This window comes from Paenibacillus sp. LjRoot56 (assembly GCF_964253335.1).
GTDB lineage: Bacteria > Bacillota > Bacilli > Paenibacillales > NBRC-103111 > Paenibacillus_E > Paenibacillus_E allorhizoplanae.
The window spans coordinates 1431058-1449050 of the sequence record NZ_CAXURV020000001.1 but is presented as its reverse complement, the minus strand read 5'-3'; the positions used below and the strand labels follow the sequence as shown (position 1 = coordinate 1449050).

Here is a 17993-nt window from a genome sequence, read left to right as displayed (position 1 = left end):
CTACATCACCCGATCACGGAGGTCATCCGTTCATCCCTAACAGCCGTTGCCAGCCGATCAAGATGACCGCTTCCAAGCGAGTTCGGGGCGTTCTCGGTCTGCGTCGCATCAACCCGCAGCTTTCTGTACCAGAGACATGAGCCCTTACTACTCTTGTTCATCGCGTTATTTATATGTGTTTGCCAAGTTTACATTTGTTTCAGAACAACCAAAAAAGCCTGCCATCTCTATAAAAGAGACGACAGGCTTGAACCTTCCGCGGTACCACTCTAATTGATCCGAGCTATTACACTCGAAACCACTCATGTACCTGATCACGGGGGTCAACCGTCAAGACCTACTTGGGTGCTGGATCCTTGGCATCCTTATCAGTCCTACCGCTCCCGGGCGAGTTCAGGTGACGTTTCGTCTGTGCTTTCACCACATGCACAGCTCTCTGAGCGAAACTAATCATGCCTTACTATTCCCGTTCGTTGCGTTTGAAAGTATTGATTGTGATTATAATATGCACTTTTTTCAAAGTCAATACACTTATCTGAAAATTAATTTTATTCGATTACCTGTCACGAATGCGCAAGAAGTAACTAAATTACAAAACCTCTATGGACGCAGAAGTCGATTTAGACCGATTTTAACTAATCACTTCAAGAAGTTCTCGACTGCCCCAACAACGAACGTATAGAACTCATAGAATAATCTCAAGCCGGGGTGAGCGACAACATTACCACTCTTCCAGCTTCAGCTGTGGCTCGGCTTTCAACTCCATCGAGTCGAACTCCTGCTTGTCCCACTTCAAGAAAGCGGCGGCTCCAATCATCGCCGCATTATCCGTACAGAGCCGGTGCGGCGGCACCAGCAGCGGCACACCCAGCTGCTCGCAGCGCTCGGTGAGCCTGCTGCGCAGCCCCTTGTTCGCGGCGACTCCGCCCGCGAGCAAGAGCTGTTTCGCGCCGTATTCCTTCACGGCGCGACTTGCCTTCTCCACAAGCACGTCGATGACGGATGCTTGGAAGCCCTTGGCAATCTGCGCGACCTGAACGGTCTCGCCGCGCATCTTGCTTTGGTTGACGACGTTCAGCACCGCGGATTTCAATCCGCTAAAGCTGAAGTCGTAGGAGTCTGCCTCGAGCCAGCTGCGAGGCATTTTGATCTCAGAATCGGCTTCCTGAGCAAGCCGATCCACGTGCGGGCCGCCCGGGTAAGGCAATCCCATTGCCCGGGCAATTTTATCGTAGGCCTCGCCGGCCGCATCATCGCGTGTGCGCCCGATGATACGGAACTGGCCGGGGCCTTCGAGCAGAATGAGCTCGGTGTGTCCGCCGGACACGACGAGCGAAATCGAAGGATACACCAGCTCATGCACGAGCTGGTTGGCGTAGATATGTCCCGCGATATGGTGGACACCAATCAGCGGGAGGTCTAGAGCGCAAGCGAGGGCTTTGCCCGCGACGACGCCAACGAGCAGTGCCCCGATTAATCCGGGGCCTTCGGTCACGGCAATGGCGGAAAGCTCATGGAGCGATACGCCCGCTTCCGTAACAGCTTCCTCCAGCATCCAGGTGATCGACTCCACATGCTTTCGGGAAGCCACCTCCGGCACAACGCCGCCATAGCGTTGATGCGTTTCGATCTGGCTGGAAATCACATTCGAGCGAATGATTTTCCCATTTTCAACAATGGCCACGGAAGTCTCGTCACAGCTCGTTTCGATGGCGAGAATATACACCGGCTTTGATGTTATGTCTTTATCTTGATCTCGCATACTTTCCTCTTGTCTATCTTGTTGCATTTGTTCATTACCCACACTATTCACCTATTTGAAAGCCTCAGTCACTGAGACTATCCTTTCTACGATTGGGCAGATCTGCCCACATAACGACAGCGTCCTCGCGATTATCTGTATAATAGCCTCTACGCACACCAACGGAGCGGAAGCCTAGTTTTTCGTATAAATTTTGCGCCACATAGTTCGAAGTTCTCACTTCCAGAGTGATGCGGATCGCACCAAGGAAAGCGGATGTTTTCATCAACTCGCGCAGGAGTCTTTCTCCAAGCTTGCGTCCACGATAGGTATCTTTTACAGCGATATTCGTGACATGCGCTTCCTCCATAATGAGCCACATGCCGCCATAACCCGCAACTTCCCCATCGATGTCCATAATCATATAATGCGCAAATTGGTTATTCGTCAGCTCATTCTCAAACGCACCTCGTGTCCAAGGTGTCGTGAACGCTTCCTGCTCGATCTCGACAATAAAAGGAATGTCTTCCATGGTCATTGAGCGGAATACCAATGAATTTTCTATGGCATGCGGCTGTCTCTGTTCCATGATTACTGTTCCCCTTTCTTCGTCTGCAGACCAGCCAGCAAATTAGCTTCTGCTTCTGGAAGCCTTGTGTAATTCGGTACAAATGAATGAACGTCTGCCTTCTCGCCTCGCGCTAATCTTGGATTAGCCAGCAGGCCAATATACTCCGCTTCAATGCCATAAGGGACAACGCTCACATGTCCTGCAAAATCTTCCGCAAACTGCGCCAGCTCAGCTGCAAAGCCAGCTGTCTCACCGACGAACAGGATGTGATCAGGCGCTAAACGACCAGCTTGCGAGAGAATCTCCTCCGTCCACGCACCGATGACCCGAATACCATCGGACAATACTTCACGCCAAGTCTCATCAGGCTCTCGTGCAGCAGTAATAGCAGTTGCCCCTTCATAAGCATACACAGCTGTAAAGGCTTGTTTACGCCTTCCATCCATAAGCGGAACAACCCATGTCACACCGTTTCCTTCATAGTCGTTCTGTACAGAACCACCAATGGCCATAGCCTCTAAACTAGAAATACCAATCAAGTCTAGTCCTAACGACCATGCAAATGTTTTGGCTACAGAAACAGCAATCCGCACGCCTGTATACGAGCCTGGCCCTTGGCCAGCGGCAACCGAGCGCAGATCTCTCGGCTTCATACCTAAGCGAGCTAATAAATCTTGAATGTGGGGAAGCAATCCTAGAGAATGGTTCCTTTCTGCATGGGAACTAATCTCCCCGAGCAAGTGTCCATTTTCCAATATAGCAACTGTCATTGCCGATGTAGAGGTATCGATCGCTAAGCATCGCCCCGTATTAGTTATCCGTTCCGTCATGTAAATGTCCGTTCTCCTTCATCTGTATACACCAGCTCTCATACGGCGAACCGTGCGGAATCAAGTGAAATACGCGGGTTTGATCAACCTCTTGGGTGATCGTAATACTTAATCTATCAGGTGGCAGCAGATCCTCAATTAAACTCGACCATTCAATCAGAGTAACACCTGATCCATAGAAATAGTCCTCTAATCCCAATTCATCTGCTTCCTCTTGCGAAATGCGATACATATCCATATGGTAGAAGGGGAGCCCAGCTCCCTCGTATTCTTTGATAATGGTAAATGTAGGTGAGTTTACGTGCTCCGAAATCCCCATCGCTCTAGCGAATCCTTGCGAGAATCTCGTTTTGCCAGCACCCAAATCTCCGTCTAATGTTAAGACCGTCCCTGGCTGTAGATACGTTGATAATAGGGTTCCCAGCTTATCCGTATCTGCTTCATGCTCAGAATAGAACTTATATGTGGATTGAGCCAAATATCTCATCCCTTTCTTCCGCGTGCGCGTGCTGCTTCTATTATAGTCCTCGCTAGCAGGTGACAGCAACCTGTATGTAAAATCCTCATGCGAGGACATGCGAAATTATGAAAAGCCCTCCCCGATACCCTATCGGAGAAGGCTTGTTTTGCCCATGCGGACCTTTAGTGTACCTCTTCAAGCTCCCTAGCTGGGACGACCCGAGCATCTGCGGGATTGCCTTCCGCATGCACTTTGACTAGACCTTTCCCGGAGTCTACACTGTCAATCCATACAGCCAGACCGTTCAGATCCACTTCAATTTTCTCATCTGCAGCTAAAATTTCCTGAGCACGGTGAACATTCATGGTTCATCCAGTACGGATTCCGGATAATCCATCGTATCCGTGGTTGAGTGTTCAATTAACCCACCCTGCATGGTGACGTTACCGCCTCCAAGCCCCTCATTAATCATACGATCAATGTCCATATAACAATCGTCCCTATCTTCATTGTTCGTGTCTTGCGACAGATTTGATTCTGATGCCATCCGTAATCCCTCCTTAGGTCGCTATTTGGGTTATCATGTTGCATTTATAAACTCTCCAAACTCGCCTCTAACCATTCTCTTAAATAACTGCCGTATAAAGGTAACCCATCAAGAGAATACTAGTACAATTACGTGTGTTGGGGAGGAATTACATCGATGCATACCGTGTGGAAAGGCGCAATCAGCTTCGGGCTTGTACATGTTCCTGTTAAAATGTTTTCGGCCACAGAGGATAAGGATATCTCTATGCGCTATATTCACAAAACGTGTATTACCCCGCTATCCTACGTCCGAAAGTGTCAGACTTGCGAGAAGGAAGTTGAGTGGGAGGAAATTTCGAAAGGCTACGAGTTTGAGCCAGGGCGTTTTATTCTTTTTGAAAAAGATGAGCTGGAGGAAATCTCCGGCGAAGCGAATAAGGAAATTAAGATTTTGGACTTCGTAAATTTAACTGATATTGACCCTGTTTATTTTCAAAAGACGTACTACCTCGGTCCCGGCGATACGGGCGCTGGTGCTTACATGCTGCTGCTCGATTCCATGCGCCAGACGGGTAAAATCGGAATCGCCAAGGTGTCGATCCGCTCCAAAAGCTCGCTAGCCGCTATCCGTGTCATCGACAATTGCCTTGCCATGGAAACCATCTTCTATCCGGATGAAATTCGTCCGATTTCGCAAGTGCCCAACCTTCCTGAGAAGGTTACCGTGAATGAACGGGAGATGGAAATGGCGAAAATGCTGATCAATCAGCTCTCCACCCCTTTCGAACCAGAAAAGTATAAAGACGAGTACCGCGCTCGCTTACTGGATGCGATTGAGCATAAAGTGGCAGGTGAAGAAATTCAGTCTGCACCTGAAGTGCAAAAAACGAGTGTCATCGACCTCATGGCCGCGCTTCAAGCCAGCTTGAACGCGACGAAACCATCTGAGGCTAAAGTAACGCTTGGCGCGGATGCTTCGGTTACAATCGAACCCACGACCGAGAAGAAGCCCGCGGCGAAACCCCGCGCAAGAAAAACGAAAGAGCCGGTTACGTAATAACAATATAAAAGTGCCCTGTCTTGGATTCCAAGATAGGGCACTTCTTTTGATTCTGGCTGTTTGGATCAATTCCTTGCATATCTCCCGTTCTCCAACTCATCCCCGAGAAGCCAATTTCAACCTCCTACTCCGCAGTAGCGCCAGCATAAGCAGAATCACAGGCAATGCAACCATAGAAATTGGAAGAATGAACTGAACAGCTATTTTCCGTGGGAAAATAACCGAAATCTCCTCATAGTTCACAGGGATGAAAGATAGGAGCAGTACAACAAAAGCAGTAATCCAAGTGACTATTTTCCAATTACGCAAGCCCAACAGCTGTGTCGTTCCATAACTAGCAACAAATAAATACAGCCCTAATTTGGTGAATATACTCATCATCCAGATCGTAACAACAATGGCGTCTAGATTCTCAATAATGCCACCAATGGAAATGGAACGTACGATCATGAGCATCGGATAGGGATAACCAGCTGAGACATGCGGACCGAACATCAGGATGCTAACGATCATCGATAGCACAGTAAGTATGCCTGAGAGCATAACACCGCATATAGCAAATCGAATAGTGTTCTTCCGCTTGCTCACAAAAGCGATTAACATCATGATCATGATGCAATCGCCTAAGAAAGCCGCTGTAGGAAGCGCGCCATTCATTAATGTCATCATGTCATTATCTCCAAAAATCGGAAGCAGTCGATCCCAATTCATTTGATTAATACTTAGAAACATTGGGCCTAGCACACAGAGTAAGATGATTGGCCCTGTAATTTCACAAATACGTGCCAAGACGCCCACCCCATGTACCGTAGGATACACTACGATGAGAAGCATCGGCACCTGAATCACATAGAGGGGAGTCTTTGGCATAATGGTCCCCGTAATAAATAAGCTGAATTGTCTCAAAATCACGGTTAGGATAACAAACCAAACAAGAATGTAGAGGGCTGAAATCAAGCCACCAACCCATTTACCTAACAGAATGCGATTATATTCAACTACGGTCAGACCAGGAAACATCACACTTAACTTCCCACATATATAGGCAACGAATATCCCGATTCCTGTCGCCATTAAGATCGATATCCACGCATCTTGCTTAGCGATTTGAGCAGCAGGAGCAATCGTGAGAAGTATGGTCATAATAATTTGCGTACTAACCATTAACCAGAATATTTGCCGGTTCGATAACGCCATGTCGCTCATTGACTACCCCTATTCTCTATCTCGATTGCATGTTGGTATAAGGAAAATTTGATATCCCCGGTCTTTTGATAATAGTTTTCACTTCCAGTTGAACATCCATTGTTGGAAAGATGGCGTTCCAATTCCCCTTGGCTTGCTTCCATTCCTGAGGATATTTTTTGTGAAATGCGCGGGCAAAGCCCAGAACGTCAGCTTTCTGATTTGTTTGTAATTGCTGCAACGTGTCCCTCAAAATTTTCTTAATCTTCTTATCAAAGGGTTCTTCTAACTTTTTCATCGTGTCCGTACCGTCGGCGAGAATGATATGGGTAGAATTTTGAACGACATCCGCCTCTAGTTCCAATTCCACGGTCATCTTCCAAATACCGTTCTCAATCAAAGGATGGAGATGGAGATGCGTGGTAATGATTTTGATCACCACTTTCCCACCCGCTTCCTCCTCGGTAATTGTAATATTCCGACCAAGATTTTCATGAATAAACAAACGAATCCCCATTTGTTCTTCTTGTGTCAGAAAACAGGCTAGTTTACCTTCTTTAATCACCGACAGTCCTTCTATGGTCAGAATAGTCTTCTTAGTTTGATTCGATATCAACTTGCTTTTATTCGCAACCGGTAGTAAGAATGCCCCCGATTCCCCATTTAACACTTCCTCAATATCATGCATGGTAGCCGATTGAATCAATGGCTTTTGCGAAAGTTTAATTAAGGTTTCATAGGTATTAGGATCATTTTGCGACTCTAACAGCTCCTTGGCTGTTCCTCTGCACACGAAGAAATTAGCCTGTTCCCGTGGTTGGATATCCCTGAATAAGAAATCAAAGTTGTCAAACATCCCGCTGCGAGCCAGTTCTTCTCCAAAAAAATATGCTTTGGCATGTCCCCATGAGAAATAGCGGGGAAACTTCTTTTGCAATTCCGTTAACGCATCTGGCATGGAGCTTCCTTTGGTCGACACCGTGTACACATTACCCTGCCCTGTACCTCCTTCTCCCGAAGAAGCAGCCGGATTGGGTATGAACACTTGAACCGTCACTTCAATTTCATCCTCCGTGAGCTTGTCGACTCCTGCAGCTATGATAAAAGCCATATCGTTCACCTCGACACGATCCCAACAACCAGTTATGAGCAGAACGCACAGTGAAATGACAGGTACGGATACGTATAACCTCATAGCTAGCCCCTCCTAACGGCTTAATTCTTATTCCGTTCATCCGAATGCTCAGGCTGCCTTTTCAAATTTTCTTTGTCAGCATAGAAGGCAGGACGTGTATTCATTTTGCTAATGGGAGCACGAAACAAAACATCTTTGATTCCTTTGGGATATATCGGGGCAAATGGAGCCAAGTAAGGTACACCGAAAGATCGAAGAATACACAAATGACTTATGATTAACAGCAACCCAAGAACGAGACCAAACAATCCTAGAATACCGGATAGAATCATAATTGGAAACCGAAGCATACGTAAGGAGATACCCGCCGAATATTGCGGCATCATGAACGAGGAAATACCCGTAATGGCTACAACCATAACCATAGGAGCAGATACTAAGCCCGCTTGGATAGCCGCTTGACCAATGACGAGTGCGCCAACGATACTGACGGCAGAACCAACTTGTCTAGGCAGACGAACTCCCGCTTCACGCAAAGCTTCGAAAGTAACTTCCATAATTAACGCTTCGACCAAGGCAGGGAAAGGGATTTCCTCCCGAGATTTAGCAACACGAAGCAACAGCGTTGTAGGAACCATTTCATGATGAAACGTTAACACAGCCACATAGATCGCCGGAGCCAACATGGCAATAAGGAAAAAAGTATAACGAAGCCAACGAATGAGACTGCCAATCAGGAAGCGCTGATAGTAATCTTCAGGAGACTGCATGAGGGACCAAAATGTAGTTGGAGCAATGAGAGCAATAGGCGTATTATCCGTAATAATAACAACACGGCCTTCTAACAAGCTTGATACGGCCACATCAGGGCGTTCCGTTGTTTGTACTTGGGGAAAGGGCGAATAGATATTACTCTCGATCATTTCCTCGATGTAGCCGCTCTCAAGTACCCCATCCAGCTTAATTTGGGAGATTCGCTCTGAAACCTTGCTTATGATTTCTGGTTTGGCAATCCCCTGCATGTAGGCCATTGTGACATCTGTCTTCGAATAATTGCCGAGAGTGAAGGAAACGAATTTCAAAGCGGGTGTCTTTAACCTTTTTCGAATTAATGACGTATTCACGACTAGGGATTCTACAAAGCCCTCGCGTGGACCACGAACGACAGACTCTGCTAATGGCTCTTCTACCGACCTACCTTCAGATTGCGATAACTCAATGGATAAAGCCCCTTCGATCGTGTCTACAAGTAGAACCGCCTTGCCTCCAAGCACTTCATTGATAACTTCACCAATCATGCGGAGTTCTTTATATTGTGATACCGAAATGCAGCTCATCACCTTGTCCATGGATGCCACGGTTTCTGTGCTAGCTTGCTTAAGAGGTTCGAGGACATGACCATCAAGCAACTCTACATTCACCATTCCCCGTAAATAGAGAACGGATGCTTGAAGGCCACTCGCCAGATGTATCGACGCGAACACGACATCATCACAAGCTGTCAATACGGTTTGCAAATGAAGGATATTCGAGGAAAGCTCAGTCGACACCAGAGTATGGAATACTTCCTTGTCTATACTCGGATCCTCAGGAAAAGGTTGATTCATACACAACTCCCCTTTAATACTCACTTTCATTTACGTATTGTTATGCTCTCAAAATCACACGGTTATTCAGTTGTTACCAAAGCAGGAGCATTTTAACAGACCGTCCATAGCATCTTGCTTGAAAGAACCTAAATTGGTGAAGAATGGTAGGATAACGACAATGTAAAGGGGTTATGACCGTTGGATTTTAAACCGATCCTCCCATTTGAGCCAGTTAGCACAAATGAATGGCCAGTTGGCACTCATTTTACGAGTCAAATCAAGTGGGATGGGGTAAGAATGTTGCTGTACTTCGATGGAAGTACGACCAAATTAATCAATCGCAGAGCCAATGATCGAACCCTGCAATACCCGGAATTAACGAATCCGCAGGCGTTCTGTACAGCAAATTCAGTCATTTTGGATGGAGAGATTATTGCACTATCCGATGGCAAACCTTCATTTTAAGATGCTTGTATAACGAAAAATCATGGATATAATTAAAAATCTTTTCTACAAAGGCGTTGTAAGAATTATATCCATATCATTTGGATGAAACTCTTATACACATTGAGAATGAAGACATTAAAATGAAGAAAAATTCCGGCAATATTGATCTTTATAATGTAAAAATACTATGACCCTTAAAAAATGATTATCGGCTTCAATTTAAAACAAACATTCCACTGAGGAAAAACTTAAGGGATTTATTCTTTGTAACTTTAATCAGTTAAAAATAAATGGAGTCAACTCGACTATTCGAGTGACTCCATTGCTATTATTATAGTAACCTGAAGGGCAATACCAAAATTGATTTTAGCTGCAGCATGTAGACTTTGATACTACCGATATGTTTATTTTTGTACAGCAAGAACTTGCTTCCTCTACTTTGGCAAGGGTTTCATTACTTTGCTCTGAATTGCAACATGATCCGGTCTGAATACTGCACACCCCTGTTTCAGGAAGTTCAAGCTCCACTCTCTCAGCTGCTGCATAATCGCCAACTAAAGCTGCTACAACAGATCTTACTTGTTCATATCCTGTAGCCATCAAGAAAGTAGGCGCTCTACCATAGCTTTTGGAACCCACAATATAAAAGTTTTTCTCTGGTTGTCTTAACTCTTTTTCCCCGTGTGGTCTTACTGTGCCGCAACTATGCACATTAGGGTCGATGAGAGGAGCCAATTCCAAAGTACTCTCCAGGCTTGGATCCGTGATCACGCGGACTTCTCTTAAGAAAGATAGATCCGGACGGGAACCAGTATTTGAAACAATCTCATCAATGCCATCAATATAAAGCAACTCGTTCTCAAATGAACCAGTGACTTGAATTTTTCCACCATTTTTTTTTAACTCTTGAATATGAAATGGCGTTAGAACCTTGACTTTACCTGATTCGACAAGCCTCTGAATTCGCGTACCAAGCTCTCCTCTAGCAGCCAACTGATCTTGATCTTGCCCACCATATACATCTTTAAGCTTAGATTTTCGGAGTACCCAAACAATCTCAGTTGTTGCTTGTACTTGATCTTTGAGTTCTCCAAGTTCTAAAAGCGTATTAATAGCGGAATGACCACTTCCTACAACAAGCACCTTCTTACCACTATAACGCTCTTTATGTTTGCCTAGTACATCTGGTATGCCGTAGAAAATGTGGTTGCTTAGAGAACTCTCCTCTGTCGTCCAAACCCCTTCTGAAAGAACAGGGTTCGGGTTCGTCCAAGTGCCCGTGGCATCAATAACAGCTTTAGCTTCAACAACTATTCGCTCACCATTTTTCTCAACATGCAAAACAAAAGGAAGTTCGTCGCGGCCCTGTGTTTTTACCTTGTTAAGACCTTTGCGACTCGCAGCAACCACTTTTGCATTGAAGTGAAGGTAAGGTTTAATTTCAGGCAGGTTGGCCAAAGGTTTGAAATAGTTTTCAATCATCTCATGGCCAGTAGGGATATCAGAGTTATTCGGAGCTTTCCAACCGTGTATGGAGAGTAACTGGCGAGCAGCTTTGTCGATATTATATTCCCATGGAGAAAAGAGTCTGACATGAGACCATGAAGCAATATTTGAACCAACCTCGATTCCGACTTCAAACAGTACAAAAGCCTCCCCCCGAGTTACTAAGTGCGCAGCAGCGGCAAGGCCAACAGGACCGGCACCGATAATAGCTACAGGCAATTTGGGTTGAGCAAAAAAGTTATTTTCAGGCATTGTGGAACCTCCAAGTAATATATTTTTCAATTATGACGAACAGTACTTTCAAAGGACGCAATTTTGTTGTTTCTTAGCAGCAAGCAGGTGCACAGCAAGCGACTTGAGTTTGTTTTGTTTTTAACAAGTTAGTAATTTTGTCGAAGCTGATGATAATTTTTTTATTACTTTGAGGCTCTTTCAACTCCAATTGGTCAACTTGGTTGCCTAACTGAGATACATACATAAGCTGTGGATTCACATCGTGAAGTAACATTACAAAACACCTCCTTTAATCAAATAATATTGATATATTAATCAAAAAAAATTGATTATTCATTTAAAAAAATCACTTTCCGCTTGGTCTAAAAACGCAGCAAAGCTGTTCAGATAATAATCCGTTTACTTCAGATTGATTAATCTCATAATAACTCCAAGTACCAATGATTTCTTTAGTAATTAGGTTTGCATCTAACAAGATCTTTAAGTGGTACGACAGTTTGGATTGAGCCATATCGAAGGTATCACATAGGTCACAAACGCATGTTTTACCACGTTGGGTTAGCTCATACATAATCTGCAGTCGCTTGCTATCAGCTAGGGCTTTAAATTTTGACTCGTATGAAATGAAAAATGAGTCATTTGGTGTTGTATTTGTTTTTACTTCTTGTAAAGGAATTATGGTTTTCATTTATTCTCACCTGATTCTTTTATCAATTATTTTTGATTTATTAAAAGTGTATACCAGATTAAACCATATTGCAATGCTTAATCAAAAATTTTTGATGTATATTCGCAAGCAGGGTTACATTTAAATTCGTAATTGGTTTATTGTTATTACTACTATTCTTCTTATTCAAAATTCTACATTTATCAATACTTGAGGAGCAAGTGCACAATGCATCCTGCTCCTTAAGTACACTGATAATTTTTGGAGTATTACCACTGTCAACTTTAAACTAGATCCCAATTCGGCAGTACAACTTCGCAGGCGGTTACTAAAAATTCACATTCGGGATGTTCCGGAGGCATAGTTAAGGGCAATTTTCCACAATTAGTTGTTTCTTCAGTGCATTTACCTTTACCTTTAAATGGACATTCAAACTCTTCTTTTTCTTTAGTAATTAACTGATTAACAATTTCGGTTGATAAAAACCATCTCAAGCTTGAATTTTCATTATTACTTTTAAATTTCATAGACTCATTATGCTTGGTAGAAATATTCATCAAATGTGGACTGGGGTTTTCGGTAAAATAATAGTCATGCGACCAAAACATGATATCATCGTATGTTTTTTGAAGAAAGAATAACCTATCCTTGTGGTATGAAGCAAGATAGTCCTCAATTGCGTCGGTTAAATTATCAGTCCTTTTTTGTTCCTCTTGATGTAAAGATACTATCTTTCGAGACTCTTCAATTTGCATATTAATGAAATCTTTGGGCTTTATCCATGAATACTTAACATAAATATTGAGCAACCATTCCCTAATTTCATCTAATGATGATGGCATTTCCTTGGTTTCCCTTAACTCTCCCAAGAAAGTAATGAATCGTTCAATTGGATCTTTCTCTTGTTTATTTTTTGTTGTTAGCGGATAGATAATTGAGTTTGATATTATGGCTTGCATCATTTCTACCGGAACATTTGAGTTGGCACACACCATAGATTTTATCACTGAATTATACGCCCAGAATTTCGTGTTTTCAAACCCCCACTTTAGAAACAACTCTGCCTCTTCTAAACCATAAACATCATGAATTGCAAATACTTGTGTTAGTACAGCAGAAGCTTCTAGTAACGTTATTCCCGTTATTGGTACATCAAAAAAAGCTACATCTTCCAGTTTCGTTATTCCCTTAAAAAATGGAATGTCTTTTAAGAGCTTACACTTGAGATTCTTAGCTTTAAGTTTGCTTACATCCTCAAAAATATTATCTACTACAAAAACTCTATTCTTTATAATTGACTGGTATCTTGTTAAAAACTCTCGGTATTCCATTGTGTGTTTACTAGTTGCCTTACGATAAAATGAATGATTACCTAAGGGTAATTTAATATTTTTTAGATTATTACCCATATGCCTTAGAATCATTAATGCTCGCGAATAATACTCTAAATTTATCTTAAATATTTCATAGCCGAGGGTAGTCCCTACATACTCATGCCAGTGTTTTAATTCATGAAAGTAAGTTGTCATATTAGACAAATAAGATATGGTTTCTTGAGGATAAAAATTTTTATCCTTTAGTTCATGTTGTAATATTTTAACTTTATTCTCAGGTAACTTTACTTTATCAATACCATTAATCGTACTTTTATGAATGTTTGGTAATACAAAAAGAGAAACCATTCCATTCATAAAATCAAGGTATCCTAACTTTTTTTGATAAATTAATGATTCTTTTTCTATGATTTCCAAAAACACCAGCTCCCTCTTTTACCAAATGATACCACCCACACCGATCTATGATCAACTTTTACCATGTATAACTTTGAAACTAAAACTAATAGACTCCGTATACATTTTATGGAGGGGAATAGAACATATGGAAATCGAATCTACTGAGCCCATAATTACTGATAACCAAGCAGATTCTTCGAATTCGAATCATTTCGGAAGAACACTTGGTGAAATAACAATTATATTTGTACCTATTTTTACTTTTTTATCGTATCTATTTACGTATAACTACCAAGAAGGCATTTATTCCTATTATTCTATTCCAAGTATGTTTATTGAGATAAATGTTACCAGTATATTAGAAAATATTTTTGCTATCGGTGTTATTTCAACTGTCATTACCTTTTTCGCCTTCCTCCTTCTCAGTATTAAAAGGAGAGAATTTATTCGTAAAGCTATCTTTTGGGCTAATAAACTAAAGTTTGTTCTAGGTATTGTTCTGCTATGGATATCTATGATATTTTCATTCTATTTTACGGATGGCGAAAAGGAGTGGAATAAATTTTTAGTTTACTGTATTGGAACAGCTTCCATGACAACCATACTTCTATTATTTAGATGGATTTTTCGCGAAATCGACAAGGGCATGGAAATTGCTGCTGATCATGCAAAAAGCAATAAGCCTTTACTAATTACAGTTGTTTTAGCACTTTTAGGTGTAATTATCACTTGTTTATGTTTTGTTTTTAGCTATATGGGACAAACGAGTGCCTACAGAGAAACGATTTACCTGACATCCACAATTGATTCTAAAAAAGTGGTTCTCATTAATACATATCAAGACTCGTATATCTTCGAAGAGATTGAAAAGTTAGAAAATGGGAAGTACCGCCTAGTACATAATATAAAGATTGTTAAACCGAATGATAAAAATCAATCCGTTCTTTCTCTCCAAAGTGAAGAACTGGGATCATTAAGTAGATAAATTCATAATAATTCTGCAGAAATATAAAAGTGGCACCAGGGGCAACAAAAGTTAAGCCCAAAGGTACCACTTTTTCATTTTCCATAGTTACTGACATTCCTATCACATTCAATTACTTGTGATTTACAAAACCTTAACTTTTATATATAACTGAATAATTATATAATCATTTACAAATGATATTGGAGCTGAGATAATGATGAAGAAACCAGTTCGCATTTACTTTTTATGTATTCAAAATCGTTGCCGAAGTCAAATAGCAGAAGCATTTGCTAAACATTACGGTGGGGAAAACGTTATCGTCGAAAGTGCAGGGCTAGAGCCACATGATATTCATCCTTTAACTCTAGAAGTCATGAGGGAAGTTGGGATTGAGTTATCAGGGAATACTTCTAAGAAAATCGATATGAAGTACTTCATCGCGTCGAATGTCATTGTTAAGCTCTGCCAACAAGTTGCGGAACGTTGTCCCATTGTCTCCTTTGGCATCACGAGCGTCGATTGGGATATTGAGGATCCATTACTTTCAAATGACATCCAGTCAGTTCGACAAACACGTGACACCATAGAAAAGAAAGTGATTGAACTCTTAAAAGGCTTGAATGTGCCGATTTAAAGGAGCGTGTAATTTTGTCCGAAATTGAACAATTATCTGAAGTGTGTAAGCTGCTAGGAGACAAAATGAGATTGACGATTCTCTCTCTGCTCAAAGAACGTGAGCTATGTGTATATGAACTTGTTGAACTCTTACAAACCAGTCAGCCCAATGTAAGTCAGCATATGCGAAAACTGAAGGCTGGCGGTTTAGTAAAAGAGGCCAAAAAGAGCCAATGGGTTTTTTATTCTTTAAATATTCATGATAAACCCTTTCTGAATGAGTTTTTTCAACACCTGCCATCCCAAAAAGAAAAAGTGGATGCCATATCTTGTGAAGATCTAAATTGTTGTGATTAGGAGGAACCATGACTTACATTGCGGTACTTATTTTTCTTATTACATTAACTTTTGTTATTTGGCAGCCTAAGGGCCTCAACATCGGATGGTCTGCTTCTGCTGGCGCTATCCTAGCTCTTATCTTCCAAGTCGTGTCTCTCCACGATGTATTGACAGTTACATCCATCGTTTGGAATGCCACGCTCGCTTTTGTCGCAATTATTCTCATTTCCTTAATCTTAGACAATATCGGTTTTTTTGAATGGGCTGCCTTGCATATGGCAAGGATTGCAAAAGGAAACGGACGGCTCATGTTTGTATACGTCATTTTATTAGGCGCGGCAGTGGCTGCCTTTTTCGCAAATGATGGCGCAGCGTTAATTCTAACGCCAATTGTATTGGCGATGGTTCGAGCGTTGAAGCTGCCCGATAAAATGATTTTGCCTTTCATCATGGCAAGTGGTTTCATTGCAGATACAACTTCTTTGCCTTTGATTGTCAGCAATTTAGTGAACATCGTCTCTGCGGACTTCTTCGGTATCGACTTTGTCACCTATGCAAGCCGCATGATTGTCACGAGCCTGTTTTCATTAGCAGCAAGTTTGGTAGTCTTGTACGTTTTCTTCAAAAAGGACATCCCAACGAGTTACGATATGAAACAATTAAAGCAACCTTCACATGCGATCAAAGATCTTAAGCTTTTCAAAATGTCATGGGTTATCCTGGCTATCCTTCTCGTCGCGTATGTAAGCAGCGGATTCATTAATATTCCTGTTTCCATCATTGCAGGCGTCGTAGCACTGATCTTCATTTTAATGGCTAGATCCAGCAAAGTAATCGAAACAAAACGGGTGATTAAAGATGCTCCTTGGGCTGTTGTCATATTCTCTATCGGCATGTATGTCGTCGTTTATGGTCTTAAAAACGTCGGTCTCACCGATGCCCTAGGAACGGTGGTTGAGAACTTAGCAGGGCAAGGATTATTTGTTGCAACAGTAGGAATGGGCTTCTTGTCGGCTATTTTGTCCTCCATTATGAATAACATGCCGACGGTTATGATTGATGCTCTTGCCATTAAAGGTACAAATACAGACGGTATTATACGAGAAGCACTGATTTACGCTAATGTTGTTGGAAGCGATCTTGGACCTAAGATAACACCGATCGGTTCACTCGCAACCCTTTTATGGCTTCATGTTCTATCTACGAAAGGTGTAAAAATAACATGGGGCAATTATTTTAAGACAGGTATCATTCTTACTGTCCCAACGCTCTTGATTACCCTCACTGGGCTTTATTTATGGCTTCACGTTATTAATACAACAAGTGTGAATATTTGGTTGTTAATTGTTGCGATTGCAGTAATTTTGGTGATCGCCGCGCTAATCATAAAAGCTATTTTAGGCACAAAACAAATGAAGAAAGAGCATCAAGGCGCTTAAACCTGGATGTCCTCATACAAAAAGGAGAATAAAACCATGGAGAACAAAAAACCGTTAGTATATTTTCTTTGCACAGGAAACTCTTGCCGCAGCCAAATCGCGGATGGATATTTGAAAGCATTGGGCGGGGATAAATACGAAGTAAAAAGTGCTGGTTTAGAAGCCCACGGATTAAATCCACGTGCAGTTGCAACAATGAAAGAAGATGGTATCGACATCTCAAACAATACTTCCGATGTGATTGATACTGATATTCTAGGCCGCGCTGATTACATTATTACATTGTGCGGTCATGCTGACGAGCACTGCCCTGTTGTCCGTAATGATAAGGCCCAAAGATGGCACTGGGGCTTTGATGATCCTGCCAAAGCAACCGGCACGGAAGAAGAAATTACAGCTAAATTCCGCGAAGTTCGTGACTCCATTAAAAGCCGGATCGAGCAATTCGTGAAAGAAGGCAAGTAAGATGATCAAAAGAATGCACGTTGCGGTGAATTGTTCAAACCTTCAGAAGTCTCTAGATTTCTACCGTGCTTTCTTTGGTACGGAGCCTTCTAAAGTCAAAGAAAACTACGCTAAATTCGAGTTGGATGATCCAGCCCTTCATTTTTCCTTAAATGTTCGCCCTTTTGAGAAAAAAGGCGTCCTAAATCATTTGGGATTCCAGGTAGATAACACGGAAGACGTTCTGGCTATGGGCGAACGTTTAAGACAAAGTGGACTTCTCCTCATTGATGAAATGAACACAACATGCTGTTATGCGGTTCAAGATAAAGTCTGGGTTTATGATCCTGACGGTAATGCATGGGAGATTTTTTATACCAAAGAGGATTCGGAGTTTGAATCTGCAGGGGACTTGCAGGATATGTCTCTATGTTGTGCCCCTCCTTCAGCACCATCCTCGCCAGTAACAATTGAATTCACACCCTTTAAGAAAAAGTAAGGAG

The 17993-nt window shown here is 42.3% G+C and carries 21 protein-coding genes and 2 other annotated features (1 of these 23 running past the window's edge); of the genes, 8 read left to right on the top strand and 13 right to left on the bottom strand.

The genetic code is table 11. The features are described from left to right. Positions 1-170, bottom strand: a binding site (T-box leader) (it extends 90 nt beyond the left edge of the window). A gap of 61 nt (positions 171-231) precedes the next feature. Next, positions 232-483: a binding site (T-box leader), on the bottom strand. 238 nt (positions 484-721) lie between these two features. The 6 genes from tsaD to ACSQ8O_RS06525 all read right to left on the bottom strand — a co-directional run bounded on the left by tsaD (position 722) and on the right by ACSQ8O_RS06525 (position 4149). Continuing rightward, positions 722-1762: a tRNA (adenosine(37)-N6)-threonylcarbamoyltransferase complex transferase subunit TsaD gene (tsaD, locus tag ACSQ8O_RS06550; RefSeq protein WP_436240919.1), complete on the bottom strand. Its 1041-nt coding sequence runs from the start codon at positions 1760-1762 to the stop codon at positions 722-724. A 64-nt stretch (positions 1763-1826) separates the two neighbouring features. Next, on the bottom strand, positions 1827-2330 hold the full coding sequence (rimI, locus tag ACSQ8O_RS06545; RefSeq protein WP_056608522.1) for a ribosomal protein S18-alanine N-acetyltransferase: 504 nt from the start codon (positions 2328-2330) through the stop codon (positions 1827-1829). A 2-nt stretch (positions 2331-2332) separates the two neighbouring features. Beyond that, the gene (tsaB, locus tag ACSQ8O_RS06540) at positions 2333-3142 is read right to left on the bottom strand and encodes a tRNA (adenosine(37)-N6)-threonylcarbamoyltransferase complex dimerization subunit type 1 TsaB (protein WP_436240918.1); all 810 of its coding nucleotides are present in this window, start codon (positions 3140-3142) and stop codon (positions 2333-2335) included. Continuing rightward, complete coding sequence (tsaE, locus tag ACSQ8O_RS06535) at positions 3123-3620, bottom strand: tRNA (adenosine(37)-N6)-threonylcarbamoyltransferase complex ATPase subunit type 1 TsaE (protein ID WP_436240917.1); 498 nt, start codon at positions 3618-3620, stop codon at positions 3123-3125. Before tsaE ends, tsaB begins: the two co-directional genes overlap by 20 nt. Positions 3621-3784: 164 nt before the next feature. After that, the gene (locus tag ACSQ8O_RS06530) at positions 3785-3967 is read right to left on the bottom strand and encodes an H-type small acid-soluble spore protein (RefSeq protein ID WP_056608515.1); all 183 of its coding nucleotides are present in this window, start codon (positions 3965-3967) and stop codon (positions 3785-3787) included. After that, complete coding sequence (locus ACSQ8O_RS06525; RefSeq protein WP_056608512.1) at positions 3964-4149, bottom strand: hypothetical protein; 186 nt, start codon at positions 4147-4149, stop codon at positions 3964-3966. Before ACSQ8O_RS06525 ends, ACSQ8O_RS06530 begins: the two co-directional genes overlap by 4 nt. Positions 4150-4305: 156 nt before the next feature. Between ACSQ8O_RS06525 and ACSQ8O_RS06520 the strand changes: the two genes are divergently transcribed. After that, positions 4306-5187 carry a Ku protein gene (locus ACSQ8O_RS06520; RefSeq protein WP_056608508.1) on the top strand — a complete coding sequence of 294 codons (882 nt, stop codon included), beginning with the start codon at positions 4306-4308 and terminating at the stop codon, positions 5185-5187. A gap of 99 nt (positions 5188-5286) precedes the next feature. On the opposite strand, the gene ACSQ8O_RS06515 is transcribed toward ACSQ8O_RS06520, so the two are convergent. The 3 genes from ACSQ8O_RS06515 to ACSQ8O_RS06505 are packed head-to-tail and all read right to left on the bottom strand — an operon-like array spanning position 5287 to position 9117. Continuing rightward, positions 5287-6396: a GerAB/ArcD/ProY family transporter gene (locus tag ACSQ8O_RS06515; RefSeq protein WP_436240916.1), complete on the bottom strand. Its 1110-nt coding sequence runs from the start codon at positions 6394-6396 to the stop codon at positions 5287-5289. 16 nt (positions 6397-6412) lie between these two features. Next, positions 6413-7570, bottom strand: a complete 1158-nt coding sequence (locus ACSQ8O_RS06510) for a Ger(x)C family spore germination protein (protein ID WP_436240915.1) — start codon at positions 7568-7570, stop codon at positions 6413-6415. A gap of 20 nt (positions 7571-7590) precedes the next feature. Next, entirely contained in the window at positions 7591-9117 is a 1527-nt protein-coding gene (locus tag ACSQ8O_RS06505) for a spore germination protein (protein ID WP_436240914.1), read from the bottom strand. A 180-nt stretch (positions 9118-9297) separates the two neighbouring features. Here ACSQ8O_RS06505 and ACSQ8O_RS06500 point away from each other — a divergent pair, with 180 nt between their 5' ends. Then, entirely contained in the window at positions 9298-9564 is a 267-nt protein-coding gene (locus ACSQ8O_RS06500) for an ATP-dependent DNA ligase (protein ID WP_436240913.1), read from the top strand. A gap of 348 nt (positions 9565-9912) precedes the next feature. Here the strand turns inward: ACSQ8O_RS06500 and ACSQ8O_RS06495 are convergent, their stop codons facing one another. The 4 genes from ACSQ8O_RS06495 to ACSQ8O_RS06480 all read right to left on the bottom strand — a co-directional run bounded on the left by ACSQ8O_RS06495 (position 9913) and on the right by ACSQ8O_RS06480 (position 13704). Further along, complete coding sequence (locus ACSQ8O_RS06495) at positions 9913-11304, bottom strand: NAD(P)-binding domain-containing protein (RefSeq protein ID WP_436240912.1); 1392 nt, start codon at positions 11302-11304, stop codon at positions 9913-9915. A gap of 73 nt (positions 11305-11377) precedes the next feature. Further along, positions 11378-11560, bottom strand: a complete 183-nt coding sequence (locus ACSQ8O_RS06490) for a hypothetical protein (RefSeq protein WP_436240911.1) — start codon at positions 11558-11560, stop codon at positions 11378-11380. Positions 11561-11632: 72 nt separating this feature from the next. Continuing rightward, positions 11633-11974 (bottom strand): ArsR/SmtB family transcription factor, encoded by a 342-nt coding sequence (locus tag ACSQ8O_RS06485; protein WP_436240910.1) that lies wholly within the window; start codon positions 11972-11974, stop codon positions 11633-11635. 263 nt (positions 11975-12237) lie between these two features. Then, the gene (locus tag ACSQ8O_RS06480; RefSeq protein WP_436240909.1) at positions 12238-13704 is read right to left on the bottom strand and encodes a hypothetical protein; all 1467 of its coding nucleotides are present in this window, start codon (positions 13702-13704) and stop codon (positions 12238-12240) included. A gap of 127 nt (positions 13705-13831) precedes the next feature. On the opposite strand from ACSQ8O_RS06480, the gene ACSQ8O_RS06475 reads away from it, so the two are divergent. From ACSQ8O_RS06475 to ACSQ8O_RS06450, 6 genes are all read left to right on the top strand, one after another. Continuing rightward, positions 13832-14671 carry a hypothetical protein gene (locus tag ACSQ8O_RS06475; RefSeq protein WP_436240908.1) on the top strand — a complete coding sequence of 280 codons (840 nt, stop codon included), beginning with the start codon at positions 13832-13834 and terminating at the stop codon, positions 14669-14671. Between the two features lie 196 nt (positions 14672-14867). Further along, positions 14868-15287 carry an arsenate reductase ArsC gene (locus ACSQ8O_RS06470; protein WP_436240906.1) on the top strand — a complete coding sequence of 140 codons (420 nt, stop codon included), beginning with the start codon at positions 14868-14870 and terminating at the stop codon, positions 15285-15287. A gap of 14 nt (positions 15288-15301) precedes the next feature. Next, the gene (locus ACSQ8O_RS06465) at positions 15302-15625 is read left to right on the top strand and encodes an ArsR/SmtB family transcription factor (RefSeq protein WP_436240905.1); all 324 of its coding nucleotides are present in this window, start codon (positions 15302-15304) and stop codon (positions 15623-15625) included. 8 nt (positions 15626-15633) lie between these two features. Then, positions 15634-17046, top strand: coding sequence for an arsenic transporter (locus ACSQ8O_RS06460; RefSeq protein ID WP_436240904.1), 1413 nt, complete (start codon positions 15634-15636; stop codon positions 17044-17046). Between the two features lie 36 nt (positions 17047-17082). Then, positions 17083-17511 carry an arsenate reductase (thioredoxin) gene (gene arsC, locus ACSQ8O_RS06455; protein WP_436240903.1) on the top strand — a complete coding sequence of 143 codons (429 nt, stop codon included), beginning with the start codon at positions 17083-17085 and terminating at the stop codon, positions 17509-17511. A 1-nt stretch (position 17512) separates the two neighbouring features. Continuing rightward, the gene (locus tag ACSQ8O_RS06450) at positions 17513-17989 is read left to right on the top strand and encodes an ArsI/CadI family heavy metal resistance metalloenzyme (protein ID WP_145667206.1); all 477 of its coding nucleotides are present in this window, start codon (positions 17513-17515) and stop codon (positions 17987-17989) included. Positions 17990-17993: the final 4 nt, after the last annotated feature.